At 71.4% G+C, this 16,566-nt stretch carries 12 protein-coding genes and 1 pseudogene; 5 read left to right on the top strand and 8 right to left on the bottom strand.

Features of this window, described 5'->3' with window-relative positions:
* Window positions 1-33: 33 nt before the first annotated feature.
* Window positions 34-1,236: an acyl-CoA dehydrogenase family protein gene (locus ACZ5DC_RS28400; protein ID WP_468657285.1), complete on the bottom strand. Its 1,203-nt coding sequence runs from the start codon at window positions 1,234-1,236 to the stop codon at window positions 34-36.
* 204 nt (window positions 1,237-1,440) lie between these two features.
* Here ACZ5DC_RS28400 and ACZ5DC_RS28395 point away from each other — a divergent pair, with 204 nt between their 5' ends.
* Complete coding sequence (locus ACZ5DC_RS28395) at window positions 1,441-2,022, top strand: TetR/AcrR family transcriptional regulator (RefSeq protein ID WP_366755385.1); 582 nt, start codon at window positions 1,441-1,443, stop codon at window positions 2,020-2,022.
* A 14-nt stretch (window positions 2,023-2,036) separates the two neighbouring features.
* Here the strand turns inward: ACZ5DC_RS28395 and ACZ5DC_RS28390 are convergent, their stop codons facing one another.
* Window positions 2,037-2,459, bottom strand: coding sequence for a WhiB family transcriptional regulator (locus ACZ5DC_RS28390; RefSeq protein WP_468657283.1), 423 nt, complete (start codon window positions 2,457-2,459; stop codon window positions 2,037-2,039).
* A 603-nt stretch (window positions 2,460-3,062) separates the two neighbouring features.
* Here ACZ5DC_RS28390 and ACZ5DC_RS28385 point away from each other — a divergent pair.
* Window positions 3,063-5,810, top strand: coding sequence for a helix-turn-helix transcriptional regulator (locus ACZ5DC_RS28385; RefSeq protein WP_468657668.1), 2,748 nt, complete (start codon window positions 3,063-3,065; stop codon window positions 5,808-5,810).
* A gap of 68 nt (window positions 5,811-5,878) precedes the next feature.
* On the opposite strand, the gene ACZ5DC_RS28380 is transcribed toward ACZ5DC_RS28385, so the two are convergent.
* Complete coding sequence (locus ACZ5DC_RS28380; RefSeq protein ID WP_468657281.1) at window positions 5,879-6,700, bottom strand: alpha/beta hydrolase; 822 nt, start codon at window positions 6,698-6,700, stop codon at window positions 5,879-5,881.
* Window positions 6,701-7,018: 318 nt separating this feature from the next.
* On the opposite strand from ACZ5DC_RS28380, the gene ACZ5DC_RS28375 reads away from it, so the two are divergent.
* Window positions 7,019-7,489: an SsgA family sporulation/cell division regulator gene (locus ACZ5DC_RS28375; RefSeq protein ID WP_468657279.1), complete on the top strand. Its 471-nt coding sequence runs from the start codon at window positions 7,019-7,021 to the stop codon at window positions 7,487-7,489.
* Here the strand turns inward: ACZ5DC_RS28375 and ACZ5DC_RS28370 are convergent, their stop codons facing one another.
* Window positions 7,490-8,491: a methyltransferase domain-containing protein gene (locus ACZ5DC_RS28370; RefSeq protein ID WP_468657277.1), complete on the bottom strand. Its 1,002-nt coding sequence runs from the start codon at window positions 8,489-8,491 to the stop codon at window positions 7,490-7,492.
* Window positions 8,492-8,817: 326 nt separating this feature from the next.
* Here ACZ5DC_RS28370 and ACZ5DC_RS28365 point away from each other — a divergent pair, with 326 nt between their 5' ends.
* Window positions 8,818-9,534 carry an aggregation-promoting factor C-terminal-like domain-containing protein gene (locus ACZ5DC_RS28365; protein ID WP_468657275.1) on the top strand — a complete coding sequence of 239 codons (717 nt, stop codon included), beginning with the start codon at window positions 8,818-8,820 and terminating at the stop codon, window positions 9,532-9,534.
* Window positions 9,535-9,668: 134 nt separating this feature from the next.
* On the opposite strand, the gene ACZ5DC_RS28360 is transcribed toward ACZ5DC_RS28365, so the two are convergent.
* From ACZ5DC_RS28360 to ACZ5DC_RS28345, 4 genes and pseudogenes are all read right to left on the bottom strand, one after another.
* A complete protein-coding gene (locus ACZ5DC_RS28360; protein ID WP_014669013.1) occupies window positions 9,669-10,052 on the bottom strand; it encodes a DUF6009 family protein in 384 nt (127 codons plus the stop codon).
* Window positions 10,053-10,254: 202 nt separating this feature from the next.
* Window positions 10,255-11,805 carry a DNA primase family protein gene (locus ACZ5DC_RS28355; protein ID WP_468657273.1) on the bottom strand — a complete coding sequence of 517 codons (1,551 nt, stop codon included), beginning with the start codon at window positions 11,803-11,805 and terminating at the stop codon, window positions 10,255-10,257.
* Window positions 11,802-12,896: a bifunctional DNA primase/polymerase gene (locus ACZ5DC_RS28350; RefSeq protein ID WP_468657271.1), complete on the bottom strand. Its 1,095-nt coding sequence runs from the start codon at window positions 12,894-12,896 to the stop codon at window positions 11,802-11,804. Before ACZ5DC_RS28350 ends, ACZ5DC_RS28355 begins: the two co-directional genes overlap by 4 nt.
* A 2,248-nt stretch (window positions 12,897-15,144) precedes the next feature.
* Window positions 15,145-15,475: pseudogene (locus ACZ5DC_RS28345) on the bottom strand (hypothetical protein); the annotation flags it as partial.
* Window positions 15,476-15,685: 210 nt separating this feature from the next.
* Here ACZ5DC_RS28345 and ACZ5DC_RS28340 point away from each other — a divergent pair.
* Window positions 15,686-16,030, top strand: coding sequence for a transposase (locus ACZ5DC_RS28340; RefSeq protein ID WP_468657269.1), 345 nt, complete (start codon window positions 15,686-15,688; stop codon window positions 16,028-16,030).
* Window positions 16,031-16,566 lie beyond the last annotated feature (536 nt).

Here is a 16,566-nt window from a genome sequence, read left to right as displayed (position 1 = left end):
CGTGGGAGCGGATACGGGGGCCGCGGGCGGTGCTCAGACCATGGGGCTGACCGGCCGCTCGTCGCCCACCAGCGCACGGCCGTACATCTCCTTGGCGAGCCCGGGGTTGAGCGTGGGATGCCGGGACCCGGTCTCCAGATCGCGCCAGTGCCGCTGGAGGGTCTTGGTGAGCGAGAAGCTGCCCGCTCCGCTGACGGTCAGCAGGGCCTGCATGGCCTGGCGCAGGCACGCGGAGGCGTGTCCCGCGTCCATCCGCACCCGCGCGCGTTCCACCAGCGTGGGGGCGCTCCCGGAGGCCGCGGCCGTGGCGATGAACTCCGCCGAGCGCCTCAGGTGCAGGTGGGCGGAGTCGATGAGGGTGGCCGCCTCGGCGAGCGCTGCCTGGACGCTGGGCGAGTCGGCGAGCCGGGCGTGCAGCGACATGGCCATCGGCTTGCCGCTCCCGACGGTCTCCAGGGTGAGCCGGAGGGCCTCCTTCGCGATGCCCAGCAGCGGTCCCATGGAGACGACCGTCATGGAGCCCGGCTGAATCCGGTACAACGGCTCCTCGGGCAGTCCCCGGCCGTGGAGGACGTCGGCGAAGCGCCTCAGCCGGTGGTCCGGGACGAAGACTTCGTCGGCGACCAGGGTGTCACTGCCCGTGCCGCGCATGCCCGCCATGTCCCAGGTCTTCTCGATGGTGAGGGCGGATGTCGGCACGAGTGCCAGTCCTCGCGCGGTCCCGGCGCCCTGCGCCCCCGGGAGCGGGACGCCGAGCAGGGCCCAGTCGGCCTGGTGGCTGCCGGACGCCCAGGCCCAGGAGCCGGAGACGAGCAGTCCGCCCTCGACGGGCGCGGAGTCGACTCCGAAGCTGCCGAACACCCCGCACATGGGCACGTCGGGGCCGTCGCCCCACAGGTCCTGGCACGCCCGCTGCCCGAAGGAGGCGGCGATCTGCTGCGCCACGTACGAGACCATCACCACCCAGGCGCTCGACGGGCAGGCCGACGCCACTTCGGCCGACACGTCCAGGCTGTCGGCGGGCGCGAGCTCTTCACCGCCCCAGCGTTTCGGTACGCCGAGGCGGAACAGGCCCGCCTCCCGCAGCGCCCGTTCGGCCTCGGGCGTCAGCCGGCTGTCGCGCTCGGCCGCGTCCGCGGCGCGGCGCAGCACGGGGGCGATCCCTCGGGTCGCCGCCACGAGCCGGCGGGTCGGGTCGGCAAGCGGGGCGCGCTCGCCGCTGATCGATGCGGTCATCACCACTCCAGGGACAGCAGGATTCGGACTCATGGGTCCGTTTGCTGTCCCAGCATAACCGGACTCTCAGGTCCACTTGTGCCCCGGGGCCCCGGCGTCCCCGGCCAGAGGCACGGCGAGAGGCACGGCGAGAGGCACTGCGGGGAACACAGCGGGAGGCACGGCGGAAAACACTGCGGGAGGCACGGCAGGCACAATGAACGGGTGAATCCGGTGCAGACGACTCCGCAGCAGAACGGCCTGGACGCCCCCCGCAGACGGGCCGACGCCCGGCGCAACCACGAGCGGGTCTTCGCCGCCGCCCGGGAGGTCTTCGAGGAGTACGGGCTCCAGGGCACCGTGCCGCAGGTCGCCGAGCGCGCCGACGTGGGCAAGGCCACGGTGTACCGCAGCTACCCGACGAAGGAGGACCTGGTGGAAGCGGTCGTCGGGCACCGGCTGGCGGAGCTGGAGCGGATCACCGCGCCCGCCCTGGCCGAGGCCGAGCCGGCGCGGGCCTTCGACACCTACGTCCTGCTGCTGTTCGAGAACCTCGCCCGGGACCGTCTGCTGTCCGAGGTGCTGGCGGAGGGGCGGTCGACGGCGTACACCGGTCCCCTGCTCGACCGGCTGGCCGCGCTGCTGGCGGAGGCCAGGGCCGCCGGCCGGGTCCGCCCGGACGCCGACCCGCTGGACCTGCGTGTGGTGCTGTGCGGCATGTGCCTGCAACTGGTCCGTCTCGCGGAGCGGGATCCGGCGCTGTGGCGCAGGTACGGCGAACTCACCCTCCAGGCGCTGCGGCCCTGAACCCCGTCACGGTCTCAGCGGTCGAGCCCCGCCGGCGCCGCACCCGGCCGCCGCCGCCTGCGTGCCGGGGCGGGCGGGTACGACGCCCCCGCCGCCGGGGCCACGCCACGGGGCGTCGCCCGGGTCACGTCACGGGACGCTGCCGGGATCACGTCACGGGGCGTGGCGACCGGCGCCAGGTCGGGGTGTGCAGCGGCCGTGCGGAAGATCTCCGCCCAGGACGTCACGGCCGGGCGGCGGCGCAGCAGCGCCCGGCGCTCCCGCTCGGTCATCGCGCCCCACACGCCGTACTGCTCGCGGTGGTCCAGGGCGTAGGCCAGGCAGTCCAGCCGCACCGGGCAGGCGGCGCAGACGGCCTTGGCCTCGTTCTGCGCGGCGCCCTCGGCGAACATCCGGTCGGGCTGCGCCCGGCACAGCCCTTGGTCGACCCAGTCCATGCCCGCCTCGCTCCCCTGCGGCAGCCCGGCCGGGCCGCCTGCCGCGTCCGTACACACGTATCAAAGGACACGGACGACACTAGCTCACATGTCCCCCGGCCGGCGCACCGGACGGACCCCGGCTCGGCCGCATCTCCGGCCGGTCCTCGCATGCCGGGCGAATTCGATACGTGTCTCTGATGGCCAGGGGAGGGTGGCCTCGGGCGTCCTCGGATGGCAAGGTACGGCTCGTACGAGTGCGTGCCACCCCGTCCGGCGCCGCCAAGCGCAGGTGAAGGCTGTGCAACAAGAACATTTCCGGCCATACCAGGTGACGAACTTCATGAGGTACATCTAGTCTTTTGGCTCAAAGGCGGCTCGCCGGGCGGCGGACCCGCCGTGGAGCACGATCACTTGCCCAGGAGGCCGCACGGAGCACGCACACGCCCCGTCCCCGGGCCCCGAAGGGGAGGCCACGGGGAGAGGCACCGCCACGGGCAGAGCGACGACGGCGTCCCTCGCCCCTGTGCCCGGCGCGATCCGTGCGGACGGGCACGGCGGCGTCGGGCGGGGCCGACCGAGCGGGGAAGGGAGTGGGGGACGGTGGAGTCGATCGACAGGACGATGGTCGGCCGCGAACACGAGCAGGAGGTGCTGTCCGGCTTCGTGACGGCCCCGGGTGGCCGGGCTCTCGTCCTGCGCGGCGACACGGGTGTGGGCAAGAGCGCCCTGCTGGACCACGTCGCCGGCCTCGCCGCGGGCGCGCGGCACCGGGTGATCAGGGCGACCGGGGTGGAGGCCGAGTCGGGGCTGCCGTTCGCCGGCCTGCACCAGTTCCTCTACCCGCTGCTCCCCCACCTCGACCGGCTGGACGACAGCCACCGAGGGGTCTTCGACGTCGTCTTCGGCAGGAGCGAGGGCCCGCCACCCTCGGTCATGACCCTCGGCATCGCCGTCCTCGACCTGTTCTCCCTCGCGGCGTCACAGGAACCCCTCCTGCTGGTGCTCGACGACGGCCAGTGGCTCGACACCTCCAGCACCGAGGTGTGCGGATTCGTCGGACGGCGGCTCACCGGCAGCTCGGTGAAGCTCGCCGTCGGCCTGCGCTCCGACGTGCCCTCGGGCTTCGACACGGCCGCGCTGCCGCAGCTGCCGGTGACGACCCTGTCCGAGAAGGCCTCCGAGCAGCTCCTGGACCTGCACCACCCGGGGCTGGATCCCGGGGTCCGCCGTCTGGTCCTGGACGAGGCGCTGGGCAACCCGCTGGCGCTGCTCGAACTGCCGCCCCATGTGCTGCGCAGCGGCCGGACCGCGGGCGACCGGGACGAGACGGTCGGCTACAGCGGTGTCCCGCTGCCCCTGCGCCTGCGGCACGTCTACGACGCCCGCATCCAGGCCCTCGGCGACGCCGTACGCGCGGAACTGCTGCGCGGCGCCCTGGACGGCGTGGGAGCGGGCACGGCCGGAGGGCGTACGCGCGGGACGCGCTACCGCATGAGGGACGCCGACGAGGCAGCGGCCTGCGGGCTGCTGGACATCGACCCGCTCAGCGGCGAGTTCGTCTTCCGGCACCCCCTGGTGCGCTCGACGGTCGTCCAGACGGCGACCCCGAACGAGCGGCGAGCGGCCCACGCGGTGCTCGCGCACGTGCACCGCGACGACGTGGAACGGCGTGCCATGCACCTGGCGGCCTCGACGGTCGACCCGGACGAGGAGGTGGCGGCCGCGCTGGAGGCGGCGGCCGACTCAGCGACCCGGCGGGGCGGCTCCCAGGCCGCCGTGGCCTGGCTGACCCGGGCCGCTGAGCTGAGCGAGGGCCGCGAGGAACGGTCCCGGCGACTGGGCAGCGCGGCGTTCATCGCCGGTCACGCCGGCCTGCTGGACCGGGCCCAGCAGCTGGTCGGCTCCGACACCGCGTCCGGTGGGGACGACTCCGCGGCCTCGGTGGTCGCGTCGGCCTACGGCGCCCTGTACGAGGACGGGGACGTCCGCTCCTCGCACCACCGGGTCCTGGCGGCGATCGAGGGCGTCCGGGACGGCGGCGTGACAGCGCCGGACGAGGTGCTCACCCGGCTGGTGAACCTGCTGCTCGCGATCGACCAGTACGCGAGCGACGAGACGTGCTGGGAACGGACGCACGAGCTCCTCGGCTCCCTGGGCGACCTGGTGTCCCCCCTCTCCCGCGTCTACGAGAACGCGTGGGGGGACGTGGTCCGGCGCGGTGCCGGTGTGGCGGAGCGGGTGGAACGCGCCTTCGCCGACCTGCGCGCACTCGAACCGTGGGACGTCAGCCGGCTGTCGGTCGCCGCGTACCACGTGGACACCCTCAGCCGGTACCGGCCGCACCTCCAGCGCATCGTCGACCGCGAGGTGGAGACGGGGGCCACGGCGTCCGGCATGATCATGCTGCACCTGATCATGCTGGACCAGATGGCGGTCGGCGAGTGGGACGAGGCCGAGCGCACCGGCCTGCGTAGCCTGGAACTGGCGTCATCGCGCCACCACGCCCTGTTCGCCCATCACACGCGGGCGTATCTGGGTCTGCTCGCGGCGATGCGCGGTGACGTGGAACGGGCACGCGAGCTCCAGGCCGCCGTCGACGCCTGGGCCCGCCCCCGCGGCGTCGGCTTCCTCACCCAGATCGCCGACGCCATCGGCACCACCGCCGCCCTCAGCGAAGGCGACTACGAAGCCGCCTACCTCCACGCCATCGGCATCACACCCCCCGGCACCTTCACCCCCTACGCCCACCAAGCCCCCCGCACCCTCCTCGACCTCGTCGAAGCAGCCCTGCACACCGGCCGCACCGACCAAGCCCGCACCCACGCCCTCGCCGCCCACCACGCACACCTCCCCGACATCTCACCCCGCCTCGCCCTCATCACCCACGGCGCCCTCGCCATGACCACCACCGACCCCACCGAAGCCGACCACCACTACCACCACGCCGAAACCCACCCCGCCGCCCCCACCTTCCCCTTCGAACTCGCCCGCATCCGCCTCGCCCACGGCATCCACCTCCGCCACACCCGGGGACGCAAGGCGGCGCGGTTGTCGCTGACCCTGGCCGCGGAGACCTTCGAACGGCTCGGCGCACCCACCTGGACCGAACGGGCACGGGCGGAACTGCGCGCCACCGGTGCGGCCACCGTCGCCTCACCGGCACACCTCGCCGAGCTGACATGGCAGGAACGCCGTATCGCCGACCTCGCCGCCGGCGGCCTGACCAACAAGGAGATCGGCCAGCGGATGCACCTGTCACCGCGCACGGTCAGCTCCCACCTCTACCGGGTCTTCCCCAAACTCGGCATCACCTCCCGCGCCGCCCTGCGCGACGCCCTCGGCAGCATGCCCGACAGCCAGGACGTGTGAGGGTGAGGTGTGACCGTGCGGCCCGCCGGCACGGCACGGGTGCGTCCGGCCCGCCGGTGGCGCCGCGCTCAGCCCTCCGTGGGATGGCCGCGAATGCCGTACCCGTCCAGCCAGCCGAGCACGTAATCGGCGACGAAGCGCCATCCGCTGTCGATGACCAGCGAGTGGCCCCGGTCCGCGAACTGCTTCAGGTCGGTCACGGCGGTGGTGTCGCCGTACTGCTTGTACACCGCGCGGGTGGCCGCGTCCGGTACGAGCCTGTCCTCCTGCCCGGAGATCAGCAGCAGGGGGCCCCGGTCCGGGTTGGCCACGTCCGCCACGGCGCGCGGGCTGCGGGGTGCACCCGTACACCCGATGTCGCCGAGCAGGCGACGTGGCGCCGGCACCGCGTAGCGGTCGAAGAGCCGGTCGGACTCCTCCGCCTTCACCGTGTTGGCGAAGACGCGGTGGAACTGCTCCGCCGACAGGGACACCAGCTGCCCGGCGGGATCGTGTTCGGCGGCGTACGCCAGCCGGGCGGAGGACCCGGGCGGCGGTACGTCGTCGACCAGGACGCCGTTGATCGGGGCGGGGGCGATGGCCACCGCGGCACGGCCGACGTCGGCGGTGATGAGGTGCTGTGCGATGAGGCCGCCGACCGAGTGTCCGACGATCACCGGCGCGGTCTCGAAGGACCGCACGATCCCGGCGTAGTGGTCGGTCAGCGCGTCCAGACCGACGCTGCCGAGCAGCTCCGGGGACTTGCGCAGGTCCGGGACGGCCGCGGCCTCCCCCGGCCATCCGGGCGCGAGCGCGAGGAAACCCCGGCTGGCGAAGCGTTCCGCCCACGACTCCCAGGAGAGCGCGTGCAGCCACGCGCCATGGATGAAGACGACGGGAGTACGTTCCACGGCTGGCTCCTCCGAGCATGACGACCATCCGGCACCGGAACACCGGCGACTGTTTCAGCATCGTTCAGGCACGGATCAAGGGCGACAGTCGAATGACTTAATGTTCGCGGCCGTGGCACGCGGGCCCGGACCGGTCCCCCGGCCCGATCCCCGGACAGGGCGCCGAAAGACGGAGACCGGTCCGCTTGGCGGGCGGCCGTCACGGCGTTCACCGTCACCGCGGTGCGTGTTCGACGGTCAAGTTACTTATGTACGGCGATCCCGCGACGGCGAGAGTGGGTAGGGCCAGCCTCCGCCCCAGGGAAGGATCTACCCGTCATGAGCGGCTACCAGCCAGGTGTACAGGCCAGCCGGACAGCACCGCACGGTCGTCCTCAGCTGAGCTTGGACATCGAGCGCGTGCTGGACGTCTCCGTCCGGCAGGCGATCAGGGCCGAGTTCAGCTACGACCCGGAGCGCCCCTTGATCGTGTGCGTGGAGTTCCTCATCGCAGGCGGCCCGCGCGTCCTGTGGCGGATCGGCCGCGACCTCCTCCACCAGGGGCTGTACTCGATGAGCGGCTTCGGGGACGTCCAGGTCTGGCCGACGAACCTGGAGGAGCGGGCCACGGCGCGGCTCCAGCTCGCCTCCGGTGACATGGCCGCGCTGTTCGAACTGCCGGTGCCGCCGCTCGCGGAGTGGCTGGAGCACACCTACCAGCTCGTTCCCGCCGGTGACGAGCTGGCCGGGATGGACTGGGACATGACGGCGGCGGACCTGCTCGACGGCCGGGAGGCCGCATCCGACTGATCACGCGGGACGCTCCCGGCCCGCGGGACGTCGGGCGGCGACGAGGACGGGGCCGCCCGGAACCGTGGGGAACGTCCTCGGTTCCTCCAGCCCGAGGGCGGCGAGTTCCTCGCCCATGCGCACCGTGTCGAAGGAGTTGCCGCCGCCACGCGTCGCGGTCCACCGGCCGACCGAGCGGCGCAGCGCGTCGTCGGCGGCGGGGTTGGTCCCCGCCACCAGCCACGCGCCCGGCACCAGAGCCGCGGCCAGGCGCGGGAGAGCGGCCCGCAGCGCCTCCTCCGAGAGGAAGGGCGCGGGCAGCCAGATCAGCTCGTAGCGCTCCTTCTCCGACAGCTCCGCCGCGTCCTGACGGCGCAGGCTGACCCGGGCGGCGACGGCCGGATCCGCCGCGGCGAGTTCCGCTCCCGCCAGGTCCAGCGCCCGCTCCAGGACGTCGATCCCCTCCACCCGTGCCGCGGGGAAGCCGGCGGCCAGCACTGCGGCCAGCGCGCCGACACCGGTGCCCACGTCGAGGATGCGGCTGCCCTCCGCCTGAAGCCGCTCGGCGCACCCCGGCAGTTCCGGCACGACCTTCCCGGCGAGCGCACGGCCGGTCGCGGCGGAGGCCCGCCCCTGGCCGAGGAGCACCTCGTCGTCCTGGGCGCCCCAGCCCGGCCCCGCGGAGTCCTCCGCGTCCGAGGCGGCGGCCGAGACGGCCTGGCGCAGCGAGCTGAGCTTCGCCTCCACCGCGCTGCGCGCCGTCAGGGCGTCCGCCTGGAGGAGCGAGGGGTGAACGGCGAAACCGCCGGCGTCCCTGCGGACCAGGCCGACGCTCTCCAGGACCGCCGTACGCCGCGGGTCGCCCGCGAGCACGTCCCGCAAGGGCTGCGACAGCGCCTGCCGCTGGGTGCTCACCACGGCGGCCATCGCCCAAGCGGCCGCCTCCAGGGTGGCCACCGGGTCCTCGCCGAACGGCAGGGCGCCGGCCGGGGCAGGGCCGGTGTTCTCTGGCGATGCGGACACGGAAGCCTCCGGAGAGCGCTGTTCTACGACACATGTCCCTTCCTGCTGGACACACACATGCTGCCACACACGGAAACACATGCGGAACAGCGCCGGGTGTGTTCCGCTCCGTTCGCGGAGCCGTTCCGCTCCGTTTCCGTGGAGTCGTTCCGCCGCGCTTCCGCGAAACCCGCGCGGTCGGCCTGCTGTGTGACCATCCACACCTTCTTCACCGGCCGTTGCGCTGCGGCCCCGAGCACGGCAGAGTGCTTCGCTGCCGCATGCGCCGGACAGGACATGTGCGTGCGCGGCGACTCGGCGTCACGGACGAACCGGAAGGAACACGCGTGAGCACGATCTCGGTCCGCGGATTAGCGGTGGCCACGGCCACCACGGTCACCGCTGTCGGAAGCGTCGTCGGCATCGCCTCGGGCAGCACCGCGCAGGCCAATGATGCCGGGGCGACGGCGGCGGACGCGACGCTCCTCATGGACATCCCCGCGGGCGGACAGGCGCAGGTGCAGACCGCGTCCCTGGCTCAGCAGGCCGACGCGCAGGCCATCGCCGCGGACGTGAGCGCCAGGAAGGACGCCGAGGAAGCGGCCCGCAAGGCCGCCGCCGAGACCGCGATCGCCAAGAAGGAGCTCGCCGAGAAGGCGGCCAAGGAGGCCAAAGAGGCGAAGGAGGCGAAGGAGCGCACCGAGGAGAAGGCCGCGGCCAGCCGTGGGACCGACGTCCGCGATTCCTCCAGCTTCCCGGCCCAGGGCAGCTACACCGTCGCGCAGATCCAGGCGATGGCGCGCCAGATGGTGGCGAGCGGCCAGTTCCAGTGCTTCAGCAACATCGTGACCCGCGAGTCCGGCTGGAACTACCGCGCGGTGAACGCCTCCTCCGGTGCCTACGGTCTCTTCCAGGCCCTGCCCGGCTCCAAGATGTCCTCCGTGGGCGCCGACTGGCAGACCAACCCGGCCACCCAGATCAAGTGGGGCCTGAACTACATGAACAGCTCCTACGGCAGCCCCTGCCAGGCCTGGGCGTTCTGGCAGGCCAACCACTGGTACTGAGGCCCCTCGGTCGAGCGGGACGGCACCCCGCGTGCGTCCGCCCCCGGGGGCGGACGCACGTGAACTCCGTGCGACCACCGCTCGTTTCCCGTAACGGAGGAATCCCGGCCCGCGCCCGGCCGGGGAGCCCTGCCTCAGGGAGTGGACGTCGCTATGGCCACGGAACCGGACTGGGACCTGGGCGTCTTCGCTCCCGGCTTCTTCGGGGCGATCGTGCGCGGGTCGACCGCTTCTCCCGGCGCGCCCTCGCGGTACAGGCCGTCGGGCAGGCTGTCGCGGTCGTGGGGCAGCAGGAAGAACACCCGGCGCTTGTACAGGCCGCTGTCCGGGTCCGGGGAGGCGTCCTCGTCCAGCAGCGCGTACCCGACCATGCGGCCGTCGCGCGCGTACGGCGGCTTGGTGTTGCGCCGCCTGGTCTTGTCCAGCGCCTGACGGACGTAGTCGAGCCGTTCGAGGTTCTCCAGCCACACCACCTCGGCCTCGTGGATGAGGTCGCTCTCGGTCAACAGCGAACTCATGGCTGCAGCCTCTCCTTCGTCGGCGTGCTCCCCGGCCATGGGACATGGCCGGGCATCTGTCCGTGTCGCACCGGCCCGCCCTTCCCCGGGGGACGGGCCGCTTCTCGGGGGCTCACCGCACCCGGGGCCCGCTCACCATCGTAGAGCGCACTCCGACGACCGTGTAGGCCACGTGGTGGAGAGAGCAGACAAACGGAGGCCGTCATGAGTGCTCCAATAGGGCGATGCCAGGATAATATTTCCGGCCATTTGACTTGATCATGTCGGCGGGCGAGGCCACACCCACCTCCTGGCGGACGCGGTTGGCGAAGGCCCGGGGCGTCGCGGGCCGGATCCCCTCGCCGGCGTTGCACCACGAGCTGTACTCCGAGTAGAGGAGCCCCTGCTCCACCCTCAGGTCCTTCCCCTCGCCGTCACGCGTGCAGCATTCGGCGAGGAAACGGCCGATGTGGTCCTCGGTGGTGGCGTAGGCCGTCGTGGCGATACGGACCCTGTCAGGGCCTTCCAGCGGGTCCCTGGTGCGCAGGTAACGCTGTGCCCCCTCGATGAGCCAGTGGAGGATTCCCGGCCCCTCGTCACGGACCAGCTCGAAGGCGAGGTTGTCGATCCTGCGGTGCGCCGGAACCGTCCGGGTGAAGGGCAGCAGCCGGATGCGCCGCCAGAACGCGAAGCCGCCCGTGGACACCTCCGGACGGTGGTTGCCCAGCAGCCACAGGTGGTGCGTGGGGGTGAACGAGAAGTAGTCCTGCCGCATGCGGCGGGCCTTGATCTTGTCACCGCCCGTCAGCAGGCGGACGCGCGCCTCGTCGAACTTGTCGTTCGGCTTCAGCTCGCTGCACACCACCAGGCGGCGCCCGTGCAGTTCGGTCAGCTCGGTGGAGTGCTCCGAGAAGGCCCCCCGGTCCATCAGGAAGCCCGGCGGAGCCGCGTCCGCGTAGTCGCCGAGGATCTGGATCATGATGTCGAGCAGCACCGACTTGCCGTTCTTGCCCTCACCGTGCAGGAAGGGCAGCACCTGCGCGCCCACGTCGCCGGTGATGGAGTAGCCGAGCAGCAGGTGCAGGAAGTCGATCATCTCCCGGCCCTCGTCGTCCTCGCCGAAGGTGTCGGCGAGGAAGCGGTGCCAGCGAGGGGTCTCCATGGCCTGCGGGGCGACGCTGGTGGCACGGGAGTGGAAGTCACGGGTGGGGTCGGGCTTGCGCAGGTGCCCGCTGTGCAGGTCGACCACTCCGACGGGGGTGCACAGGGCGTACGGGTCCCCGTCCAGCCTGTCGGGGGAGACGGAGATGTCCGGTGAGGCCTTCGCCTGGGTGAGGAGCGCCTTCAGGCCGGTGGTGGACAGCGTGCGCCGCTTGTGGTTCGCCAGTTCCCGGTCGCTGAAGACCCCCCGCGGGTCGGTGGCCGGCATGTCCTCCGCCATCTCGCCCGCGGCCCACAGCGCGGCCTTCTCCCCTCCCCCGCGCTTCCACCGGTAGCCGTCCCAGGCGAACCAGCCCAGTCCCTCCACATGCCGGAACTGATCGCGGTGCATCTGCACGAACAGACGGGCGTTTCCCCGGTCCGAAAGGGAAGGAGGCAACGGGGGGGCCGACGAGGCGGCTCCGCCGCCGAACGACGCCACGGGGGCGTTGACGAAGCCCTGCGCGGGCAGACGTGCGGGCGCGGCCACCACTTCCACCGTCTCCAGGTCGAGCATCTGCTGAGCGGCGGCCTGCGGATCGAAACGCGGTGAGCCTTCGGCGCTGCTGCTCATGGACGTCCTTTGAGGTGAAGAGGGCGGACGGACCCTACGGCAAGGGCGTCGTCGACGATCTTTTCATTCCTGGTCTGCTGCCACGGCCGGGCGTAGGAAGCGACACGGACAAGTCGGTCACGAATGGTGGCGTGGTCGAGATGGCCCGCGCCGACCAGGCCGCCGGCCGTGTAGGCGGCGCGGTTGAGCTTCTCGGTGAACCCTGTCCCCTCGGGGGCGGCGGCGCACTCCGCGACACTGGCGATCAGGGGGTCGAGCAGCCGCTCCGCGGAGGCGGGGCTGCGCTGCGACCGCGCCCCCGGGGCGGGGACGGCGTCCACGGCGGCCGCAGCCGGGCGCTCCGACCCGAGCACGTGTCCTGTGCGGCGCAACTCGCGCTGGAGCCAGTCCGGGAGCACGGCCGGACGGCGGGCCGTTCCCTGCGCACGGTAGACACCCTGCGGCGTGCGGGTGCCGGGGGCGACGATGTAGCCGCCCTCGGCACGTACGTCGACCTGCCAGGCGAGCGCGGTGTGGCGGGCGGACCCGGTCGAACACCTGTACCGCGTCGACGTGTCCGGATTGCGGTACCAGACGTGCAGACCACCTGAGGGAGTACGTACGCGCAATGTGTTCTCGTCCTCGGCAGGGGAGGTTTCACCCCGGTAGGCGGCCAGGAGAGCCAGCGTGTCGAAACCTGAGGCCAGCCCGGCGAGCTGCACCTGGTCGGGGATCGGGATGCCGGGGAGGAGCCGTCCCCGGTCCGGCACGGGGGCCTGGTGGGCATCGATGTCAATCACGACGAGGCCGGCGGGACCGCAGGCGACTCCGACACCAGCGGCGGGCGTGTCGGCCCACCAGCGTTCGATGAGACCGGGATCCCTGGTGGCGGCGTGGAAGCCGTGACAAGGCCGTCCTGCGGGCAGACAGGGGCACGCCGACGGTTCGTGCCGGCGGCCCGAGCAGGCGGGGCAGTTCCCCACAGGAGTCTTGCGTCCCGGTGTCAGCGGGTGAACCGGCCAGCCCTGGGCCGCACACCACCGCGCGACCGCTCGCGGCGACCCGTGCGCAACTCCGGCTGCACTACGGCTGCTCTCGTCTTCGCGGCGCACGGGAATCGTCCTCGTCACTTCTGTCTGCCCGATCACTTCACACACCTGGCGTGGGACGTTGCCCGCACCAGGGACCGAAGGGACTCTGATGCCAAACGAGTGTAAGGCCCGCTTACTGAAAAGGGAGTGTCTGTCTGACCCGCGTGCCGTTCTATCAGTTTCGTGGGTCCCTTGGGTCCCTGGCTAGGTGCTCCACTCCCACCCTAGGGGCTGAAGGGACTGAACAGCACGGTGAACTTCGCCAGCGTTTCGGGGAGGAACCGGGCGAGGGGCGCCCCGCTGAGGCGGGCGAGGGGCCAAAGGGTCCAGGGACCAACGGCCAGGGGCTGGAAAAACGGACGATCCCTGCCCGGGCTGGGAGCATCACCGCAGGTCAGAGCCTTGAGCCCGATCAGGGCAGGGACCGTAGGGACTGAACGTCGCCATTATGAGCTGTACTTGAGTGTTGTGTTGTATGCGCGCGCGTGTACGAATACATCTCTTCTCTACGTCATAATTGCGCTTTTCAGTCCCTACAGTCCCTCTCAGACCCTGTATCAGCGCTCTGACCTGCGAAAACGTCAGGGACGGAAGCCCAGGGACCAAAGCAACAGCAGTCCCTCCCGCCCCTGTGGTCAGGCCCTGCGGCCGCTCCAGGCCCTGGTGGGTCCAGGTCTGCCCTGCCCTGCCGCCCCTGTGAACTTCTTGGGTCCCTCCGCCCCTTGGGTCCCTTGCGCTGTCCCGGAGCGGGAGTCCCTGGCGCCTCCGCCCCGGGCGAGCCGCCGCGGCAGGGACTGAACCTTTCCGGTCCCTGCCGCCGTTCACCTTGAGAAGGCGCAACGTTTCTCTTCAGTCCCTGGGCAAGCCGTGGCGGGCGGCCTCTTCAGGGCCCTGACGGTCTTCAGCCCTCTAGGCGAGGCTCAGCCCCTCTTTAACAGGTTTTTACTGACAGGGCGTATTTGTCAACCACCTGGAAGCTGTGTGTCGCGGGCCCGCGCGGCTAGGAGGTGCTGTCCCCCGCCAGTGATGAGCCCCGCCTGAGGGACTGGCGGCCTGACTGCACAGGGCTGGAGGGACCGGACGTTGTTGCATTACGCGGCACAGGCCCAGCCTCCAGCGGCTGTCGGACTGTGCTTGGGTTCCGTACGGGTGTGCCAAGGAGGTGCTCGGCCTTGCGCTCATAGCGACGGTGCAGTTCTTCACGTAGCGGCGAGCGGCTCCGCTCCGGTCGAGGACTACCCGGTGCAGCGCGATGTCTCGTCTCGTCGCTCCTGGCGGCTGCGCAGGCCTGTGCCGTGTGGCCGGCCTCGTCTTTCGGCGATAGGTGGTGCTTGCTGTCAGGCCGTGCCCGGACGCCCGGGCTGGGCACGCTTTTGGCTCTGGTGGCCGTCCGCCCGTAGGAGGAGTCGACCACCGCCCTCGACCGGGCACCAGATACAGCTGGTCCCCACGCCGGCTTCTCCCGCGCATCCCCTGCCGGTCCGCCCCCCGAGGTCGGCCCGGACACAGCTTCAGCCCCGGCAACGCGAACGGCCCCCAGCCCAGGCTCGGTCATCCACTCGGACCGCTTCGGCAGGGTGAGGATGGCCTCGCATTCGGGGGCAGGCGCCCGTCGAACCTCGGGAAGAGGAGACAAGGGAGGGAGACGTGAGGGCGCCGGATCAGGTGCGGAGCTATTACGTCGTAATAGCTCCGCACCTGATGGCTACTCCTCCCCCGTCAGCGTCTTCGCGCCCGTCTCTTGTTGTTCATGATCTGGCGGATGGGGTCACCGGGTCCGGCGGCATCGACGTCTGACTCGGCCTGGGCGTCGGCGAGGGAACACGATGCCACCGCCGTTCCCTCTCGGCCGGGAAGAAGCTCAAGGCCAAGCACGGGTCGGTGCCGGTCGTGCCCGGACGCGGCCCGGGCGATGCCTCCACGCTGCGGGCGATCGACGGCGAGGACGAGACGATCGCCGAACCGGCTGCACGGCCTACTGTTGCGGATCCCTCCGTCGCCTCGCCGAAGCAGGTGCCGGGGTCGCGTTTACAGCCCCCGGCCGTCCCCTTGCTGTTGGAACGGTTCGACTCTCTGGTCCAGAGACGGCGACGGGTCACGCGCTGCTGGAGCCGAAGCCGTGGAGGACGTCCCGAGCCTGGCCAGTTCCTGGCCGCTGTCCTCGACCAACGGAACCTGCTGGCCGGGCGGATCGACGAACTGCCTGAGAACCTCCCTCGTTCGAAAGCCCTGACGTCGACGCCGAGAGTCGGTGTGGCCACCTCGCCGCCTATGCCGCTCTCGCCCCAATCGCCCAAGGGCAGCCACAGAGGAGCACGACTCGATCGGCCTCGGCGTCGAAGCCGAGCACGGGATGGCCGTAGCCGCCCTCCGGTTTCATCAGCACGGGCTTGCCCAGCCGCTGCTCGCTCTCCCGAAGGAAGCCGTCGCTCCTGGCCCTGCAACTCCCGCAGGTCGACGTCGAAGCCGACTTCATCGTCAGCATGGAAGCGGAAGATCGCCTGCACATCGTCGGTCGGCCAGACCCGCAGGTTCGGACACTCGGCATCCACCGGACGAGACAGCCCCCGCACATCCGGCTGCGGTGGTATGGCCAGCACAGTCGTAGGACTTGTGGTCGCGGTCTGCCCGTGACACGAGAAGGGCGGGGCCGTAGGGGTTAGGCGAGTTGTGACGCTTGCCTGGGCCCGTGCGGCCTGTTCCCCTCCTGTCCTGTCCGGGGTCTCCTGTGCACACTTCGGCGAGTTGCTCGAAGAACTTGCTCCGCGTTGGGAGGCTGCGCGTGAGTCGGCGCTGCGCCTGCGACTCGTTTGCCGCAGGCGGCGCTCGCCGAGCTGTACGTGGTGGACCGCTCCACCCGCCTGTTCGCCTACGCCGACGCCGAGGCCTCCCGTGGGCTGGCCAACGAGTTCCCTGCCCAGGTCGACGCCCCACCGAAGAAGCCTAAGGACGGCGCCCGACTGGGCGAGCACCACGCCTGCCGCGAGCGACGTCATCAGCAGTCCGCGGCACGGATCCATGCCGAACGCACCAGCGCCGAGTACAAGCAGTGGCGGCCCCTGCAGTGGTTCACCGGCGGCCGCGAGACCTCCACGGAGACCCACCTCGTCATCGCCGGACTGGTCGCAGACCGCTCCGCCCGCAGGCCCACGTGACGCAAGCCCGGCACCGAACTTGTGCTCGCCCGGCAGGCCGCCTGCTGATCACGAGCATGCCCCGACCTCAATCGCTCCCAAGATCGTTGGTCCCGGGCGGACCGCTAGAGCTATTACGCCGTAATAGCTCCGCGCCTGATGCCCCCTCCTCCCCCTCGCCAGCTTGGGCTCACCAGGTCCGGCGGCATCTACGAGCTGCTGAGGAGACCTGAACACCGGCGCCCTCCGAGCCGGAAGGGCTCTCCGCAACGTGGAGGTGGCCGCTCGGTGTCGAGGCCAGGCCGGAAGGCCGGATGAGAGCGTGATGGTGCGGCCTGCGTGTGATCGACACCAGCGGCCTCGAGGTCTTCCTCGGCCTGGACGTCGGCGAGGGCGAACACTACGCCACCGCCGTGCCGGCTGGCGTTCGCGAGGGACATGGCCGCTCAGTCGACGCGGGTGCAGGGTCTTCGAGGTCTGCGAGGCGTACGACTTGATCGGTCTCGGTATCGAAGCCGAGCACTGGATAGCCACAGCGCCCTCCGGTTCCATCAGCG

The organism is Streptomyces sp. NPDC031445, assembly GCF_055581365.1.
The sequence above is the reverse complement of the archived record's forward strand: the minus strand, read 5'-3'. Positions and strand labels throughout refer to the sequence as shown.

Coding starts and splice junctions, on each gene's coding strand:
- ACZ5DC_RS28400 (WP_468657285.1), bottom strand. CDS start 1,236: ATGACCGCATCGATCAGCGGCGAGCGCGCCCCGCTTGCCGACCCGACC.
- ACZ5DC_RS28390 (WP_468657283.1), bottom strand. CDS start 2,459: ATGGACTGGGTCGACCAAGGGCTGTGCCGGGCGCAGCCCGACCGGATG.
- ACZ5DC_RS28385 (WP_468657668.1), top strand. CDS start 3,063: ATGGTCGGCCGCGAACACGAGCAGGAGGTGCTGTCCGGCTTCGTGACG.
- ACZ5DC_RS28375 (WP_468657279.1), top strand. CDS start 7,019: ATGAGCGGCTACCAGCCAGGTGTACAGGCCAGCCGGACAGCACCGCAC.
- ACZ5DC_RS28360 (WP_014669013.1), bottom strand. CDS start 10,052: ATGAGTTCGCTGTTGACCGAGAGCGACCTCATCCACGAGGCCGAGGTG.
- ACZ5DC_RS28355 (WP_468657273.1), bottom strand. CDS start 11,805: ATGAGCAGCAGCGCCGAAGGCTCACCGCGTTTCGATCCGCAGGCCGCC.